Annotated in this window: 9 protein-coding genes; all 9 read left to right on the forward strand. The window is 28.5% G+C overall.

Features of this window, described 5'->3' with window-relative positions; translation table 11 throughout:
- The first annotated feature begins 91 nt into the window (after window positions 1–91).
- Window positions 92–904, forward strand: coding sequence for a metallophosphoesterase (locus tag Q4548_RS16395; protein WP_303457042.1), 813 nt, complete (start codon window positions 92–94; stop codon window positions 902–904).
- A 229-nt stretch (window positions 905–1,133) separates the two neighbouring features.
- Window positions 1,134–1,409, forward strand: coding sequence for a hypothetical protein (locus tag Q4548_RS16400; RefSeq protein WP_303457044.1), 276 nt, complete (start codon window positions 1,134–1,136; stop codon window positions 1,407–1,409).
- A gap of 107 nt (window positions 1,410–1,516) precedes the next feature.
- Window positions 1,517–1,897: a hypothetical protein gene (locus tag Q4548_RS16405; RefSeq protein ID WP_303457047.1), complete on the forward strand. Its 381-nt coding sequence runs from the start codon at window positions 1,517–1,519 to the stop codon at window positions 1,895–1,897.
- Between the two features lie 258 nt (window positions 1,898–2,155).
- Window positions 2,156–2,395: a CopG family transcriptional regulator gene (locus Q4548_RS16410; RefSeq protein ID WP_036578964.1), complete on the forward strand. Its 240-nt coding sequence runs from the start codon at window positions 2,156–2,158 to the stop codon at window positions 2,393–2,395.
- On the forward strand, window positions 2,388–2,675 hold the full coding sequence (locus tag Q4548_RS16415; RefSeq protein ID WP_303457050.1) for a type II toxin-antitoxin system RelE/ParE family toxin: 288 nt from the start codon (window positions 2,388–2,390) through the stop codon (window positions 2,673–2,675). Before Q4548_RS16410 ends, Q4548_RS16415 begins: the two co-directional genes overlap by 8 nt.
- Before the next feature lie 214 nt (window positions 2,676–2,889).
- Window positions 2,890–3,108, forward strand: a complete 219-nt coding sequence (locus tag Q4548_RS16420; protein ID WP_303457053.1) for a tRNA pseudouridine synthase A — start codon at window positions 2,890–2,892, stop codon at window positions 3,106–3,108.
- Between the two features lie 7 nt (window positions 3,109–3,115).
- Window positions 3,116–3,397, forward strand: a complete 282-nt coding sequence (locus Q4548_RS16425) for a type II toxin-antitoxin system RelE/ParE family toxin (protein ID WP_303457056.1) — start codon at window positions 3,116–3,118, stop codon at window positions 3,395–3,397.
- Window positions 3,398–3,615: 218 nt separating this feature from the next.
- Window positions 3,616–4,281: a hypothetical protein gene (locus Q4548_RS16430; protein WP_303457059.1), complete on the forward strand. Its 666-nt coding sequence runs from the start codon at window positions 3,616–3,618 to the stop codon at window positions 4,279–4,281.
- Between the two features lie 208 nt (window positions 4,282–4,489).
- Entirely contained in the window at window positions 4,490–4,993 is a 504-nt protein-coding gene (locus tag Q4548_RS16435) for a hypothetical protein (RefSeq protein WP_303457061.1), read from the forward strand.
- The last annotated feature ends 126 nt before the right edge of the window (window positions 4,994–5,119 follow it).

A 5,119-nucleotide genomic window follows, 5' to 3' on the forward strand; every position in this document is an offset into this window, starting at 1 on the left:
TTAAACCATGTCAAATCAGCTCGTTCGAAAAGGCTAGGCCTGTTTTCTCACAAACTGATTTTTATACAAAACCGTTGCCAGTAATTTAAAAATGAGCATTTTAACTAGACGAAAATTTATCAAAACAGGAATTTTATCTACAATTGGATTAATTGTTTTAGATTCATTATGGTTTGAAAAATACGTTATCGAGTGGAATCATTTTGACATTTCTAAATCCAATAAAAACAAAATAAAAATCATTCAAATCTCAGATTTACATTTTGATAAATTAAGATACTTTCACATGTCTATTGCCAAAAAAATAAACTCTAAAAAACCTGATATTGTATTTATTACTGGAGATTCTGTTGACAAAACTGAAAAAATAGATTCTTTAAACGAATTTCTAGAATTAATAGATAAATCAATTCCAAAATATGCAATTACAGGAAATTGGGAATATTGGGGAAATGTTAACTTGACAAAGTTGAAAAATGTCTTTTCTAAAAATAACTGTGAATTATTAATAAACGAAAACAGAACAATCAATATTAGAAATAGAGAAATATCGATAATTGGAATTGATGATTTTGTAGGTGGAAATGCTGATTTTGAAAAAGCTATTGAAAATTTAAAACAAACTGAAACTAATATTGTTTTATCACATTGTCCTGAACATAGAGACATTATTACAAAACAAAAAGGAAGCTTAAATATTGATTTAGTATTATCTGGACATACTCATGGTGGACAAATTACATTTTTAGGAATTGTTCCTTTCAAACCTCAGGGAAGTGGAAAATATTTAAAAGGTTGGTATAAAGAATCTGAACCGAAAATGTATATATCAAAAGGAATTGGAACAAGTATTTTACCTATTCGTTTTGGAGCTAGAGCAGAAATGGTTGAAATTGAAATATAAAACAAAAAACTACAGGCAACACCGGCTAAACTTAATACGGGTTTGAGTGCTTTCTCAAAGTTTTGTGTATATTTACTAAGTCGCCAAATCCTTTTTGATTTGGCTTTGAAATAAGAAAAATAAAACCAAAAAAAAAGGCTTCGGCTTAGTCCGTGTTCGAAAAGGATCTGCTTCTTTTCTTCCCGTACTAATCCTAGCCAAAACCGTTACCTAACATAAAATCTAAGCAATGGAAAAAAAAGAAATCATATTATACGCTATAATCGTTATATACTTGATTTTTAATTTCTTTACACTTCGAAAAATATTAAAAAATAAAGTTCTTACCTCGATACAAAAACTAATTAATTCAATAATGATTTTTATCATACCTTTTATTTGGTACTTTTTAATATCAGAGCTCTTAGATGACAAAGTAGAAACAATGACAAAAACTAAACGAGATAAATTAAGAAAAAAGAAAAGAGGTGGTTTTTATGAAAGTGGTATTGGAATAAATGGATAACATAAAAATCAATCAAATATAACTTTTAAGAAACTGTAAAATTGATACTGAAAACTTAATGTAAATTGGGAACTTGGTGAAGTTAGCCATATTAAATACTTAAATAAATGAAATATATTCAAATTTTAATTTCATTCTTTCTTATTTCATGTCATCCTATCTTCTGTAACTGGGATAGAGGTTATGAAAAAATCGAGAAAAAAATAAACATCAATAAAATCATAGGAACTTATAAAATTAAAAACAAAAAAATCAACTTCCCAAATGAAATAAAATTATCTAAAAATGGTAAATATTATATATCCGATACAATAAATACTTTTTTTAATAACAGAGGAAAATGGATACATTTTTATAATAACGAAGAAAATATTATTGATTTAGAAACGAAAGTTGTTAGATTTGAGACGAAAGGAAATAATTATGCTATATTATTTTCAATTGGTGATCCTGACAATTGTGAAGGAATAATTTATATCAAAGAATAAAACGTTAGGTAACACCGGCTAAACTTAATACGGGTTTCTGTCCTTTCTCAAAGTTTTGTGTATATTTACTAAGCCGCCAAATCCTTTTTGATTTGGCTTTGTAATAAGAAAAATAAAAACCAAAAAAAAGGCTTCGGCTTAGTCCGTGCTCGAAAAGGCTCTGCTCCTTTTCTTCCCGTACTAATCCTAGCCAAAACCGTTGGCAACAATTTGGACATGATTCGAAATTGATGTATATTTACACCAAATAATTGAATTATGTCAAGACAAAGTATATCATTTACAGAACCTAACGACGAATGGCTGAAAGCACAAGTCAATGGAAAAGAATATTCAAGCAAAAGCGAATTAGTAAACGATTTAATTAGACAAGCTAGAAAACAACAAGTCGAAATTGATTGGGTTCGAACTAAATTGGAAAAAGCTGAAAATAGCGGATTTACAAGCGAATCAAAAAATGAAATTTTAGCTCAATCAAAAACTTTACTAAATGGCTAAATATCGATTAAGTAACGAAGCTAAAAATAACTTAATCCGAATCCATCACTATGGAGTTAAAAAATTTGGAATGACTCAAGCGGATAAATATTTTGAATCATTCTTTAAATATTTTGAAATTATTTCCCAAAGGCCTTTTTCATTCGAGTCAGTTGATTATATAAAAAAAGACTATAGAAGATGTGTTTGCGGAATAGATAGTATTTACTATAAAATAAATAATGACGTTGTTGAAATAATGGCAATTGTCGGAAGACAAGATTTAAACGACATACTGTAATCTGAATAATAAAAACTGTTGCCAACACCGTATATAATTTATTGCTAGTTCTAGCCTACTTACGAAAATCCTCGCGGATTTTCTATTCAGTTTTTATTTACTAACTTAGTGACTTGATCACGCAACAAACCATATACAACAACGTTGTAAATAATAGTGAAAGAAATTATTTATTGAAAATTCCTTTTTGTATTTTTGTTTAAAATGAAATATTATGTACACTATACAATTAAAAATCAGCGATAAAGTCTACGACAAATTTATTTGGTTATTGAGTAAGTTTAATACAGAAGAGGTTGAGATTGTAAGTGAAAGTTCTGACTTTACTACTACTTCAAAATATTTACATAAAGAATTGAACGAAATTGAGAGCGGAAAAGCAAAATTCGTATCTCAACAAGAATTTGAAAACAGATTAAATGGAATAATTTAACTGTTTTATGAGAATAATATATAAGGATACTTTTGTTGAAAGACTAGAAAGACAATTAAAGTATATCGCTAAGAAAAGTCCAAAATCTGCTAAAAATTTAAAGACTGAAATTATTCAACGAATAAAAGAAATTCCTGAAAACCCATATTTATTTCGAAAATCAATCTATTTTGAAAATGAAGCTATTCGAGATTTAATCTATAAAGGATATACTGTTGTTTTTAGAATTAATGAAAATCAAATTGAAGTATTTGGATTTACTAAATTTCAAGAAAAACCTACAGATTAAAAACTACTATTTACAACACCGGCTAAAATTAATACGGGTTTTGGTGCTTGCTCAAAGTTTTGTGTATATTTACTAAGTCGCCAAATCCTTTTTGATTTGGCTTTGTAATAGAAAAATAAAACCAAAAAAAAGGCTTCGGCTTAGTCCGTGCTCGAAAAGGCTCTGCTCCTTTTCTTCCCGTACTAATCCTAGCCAAAACCGTTGTAAAAAATTAAAAAATGAAACACTATATAATTATAATATTTACATTAGTTTTAAGCTCATGTGGAATAAACAAAAGAATAGCAATTCTTGAAAAGGAAATTGAATCTTTACAAAGCCCTAATTATGAAATTATTGAAAAAGGAAAAGGATATTATGGAAAACATGTTACCTATGTAGGGATTGATGCTGGGAAATATAATAAAGCGAGTGAAAATGTTTTTATAGGTAATTCGGCTGGAGCGACTTCACATATGACTCGTAACTCTCTATTAGTTGGTTATCATGCTGGAGTTAACTCACGAGGATATGGAAATGTAATTCTTGGAAATTATGCTGGAGGTAATGTACAAGGTCAGAACAATGTCATAATTGGTAAAGCTGCTGCTCAAGGCAAACTAGGAGACAGAAATATTGTTATTGGTACTCATGCTGGAAGACAACATGGAGACTTTTCTAATAAGCTCATAATTGAAAGTTCTGAATCTAATTCACCTTTAATTTATGGAGATTTTAAAACAGATAAATTAGATATAAATGCAGATTTGAAAATTAATGGTTCTCTTAGGTTTATTCCTCTCAATGAAGAACCTAAAGAAGTCAGTGAAGGCTTGATTTATTATGATTATAACACCAAAAAATTAAAAATATGGAATGGTGAAGAATGGATAAATCTTAATTAAAAACTTTTTACAACACCGGCTAAACTTAATGCGGGTTCTGTGCTTTCTCAAAGTTTTGTGTATATTTACTAGGTCGCCAAATCTTGTTGATTTGGCTTTGTGATAACCAAAGAGACAAAACCAAACAAAAAGCTTCGGCTTAGTCCAGTCCGAAAATCTTGGCGATTTTCTTCCCGCACAAAGCCTAGCCAAAACCGTTGCCAAACATTTGAAAAAATACGCTGACATAATATTTATTAACCTGATTTCAATGATAATTGGAATCCTGCTTTTCTATTTTACGAATGAAAAAGTCGAAGTTTTAGGTGCAATAATAGCAACTGGAATTTCTCTTTCTCTTGGTACTAGACAGTACAAAACTGAAAACGACAAAATATTTAAAGAATTATTTACTGAATTTAACACAAAGTATGATTTGAGATTCAATGATAATTTAGAAGAAATTATTAAGCTATCAGAATTAAATGAAAACTATCAATTGTCTCCAGAAAACGAAAAGTTAATAGTAGATTACTTGAATTTTTGTGCGGAAGAATATCTATGGAAAACCAAAGGTAGAATCCCTAAAGAGGTTTGGAATTCATGGGAAAATGGAATGGTTTACTATTTTAATAAAGAAATAATAAATAAAGAAATTGTAAAACAAAGAAGACAAAGAGACTCATATTATGGACTTTTTGAAAAAATTGAAAAGCGAGTAGAAAACATATAACTAGAAATAAACAAACTAAACAAAATTCTATACCTTCTAATTGTTATAAATTATTTTAGCCCCCAATAAATTCGGAGTGATATTTTAAATTTCAAATAGATAAATTTGAGATATGAAATACAAGAA

The organism is Wenyingzhuangia sp. 2_MG-2023, assembly GCF_030548295.1.
Taxonomy (GTDB): Bacteria; Bacteroidota; Bacteroidia; order Flavobacteriales; family Flavobacteriaceae; genus Wenyingzhuangia.

Bases quoted from the DNA above. Each gene is read 5' to 3' on its own strand.
- Q4548_RS16400 (WP_303457044.1), top strand. From the start codon at position 1,134: ATGGAAAAAAAAGAAATCATATTATACGCTATAATCGTTATATACTTG.
- Q4548_RS16420 (WP_303457053.1), top strand. From the start codon at position 2,890: ATGTACACTATACAATTAAAAATCAGCGATAAAGTCTACGACAAATTT.
- Q4548_RS16405 (WP_303457047.1), top strand. From the start codon at position 1,517: ATGAAATATATTCAAATTTTAATTTCATTCTTTCTTATTTCATGTCAT.
- Q4548_RS16410 (WP_036578964.1), top strand. From the start codon at position 2,156: ATGTCAAGACAAAGTATATCATTTACAGAACCTAACGACGAATGGCTG.
- Q4548_RS16415 (WP_303457050.1), top strand. From the start codon at position 2,388: ATGGCTAAATATCGATTAAGTAACGAAGCTAAAAATAACTTAATCCGA.
- Q4548_RS16425 (WP_303457056.1), top strand. From the start codon at position 3,116: ATGAGAATAATATATAAGGATACTTTTGTTGAAAGACTAGAAAGACAA.
- Q4548_RS16395 (WP_303457042.1), top strand. From the start codon at position 92: ATGAGCATTTTAACTAGACGAAAATTTATCAAAACAGGAATTTTATCT.
- Q4548_RS16430 (WP_303457059.1), top strand. From the start codon at position 3,616: ATGAAACACTATATAATTATAATATTTACATTAGTTTTAAGCTCATGT.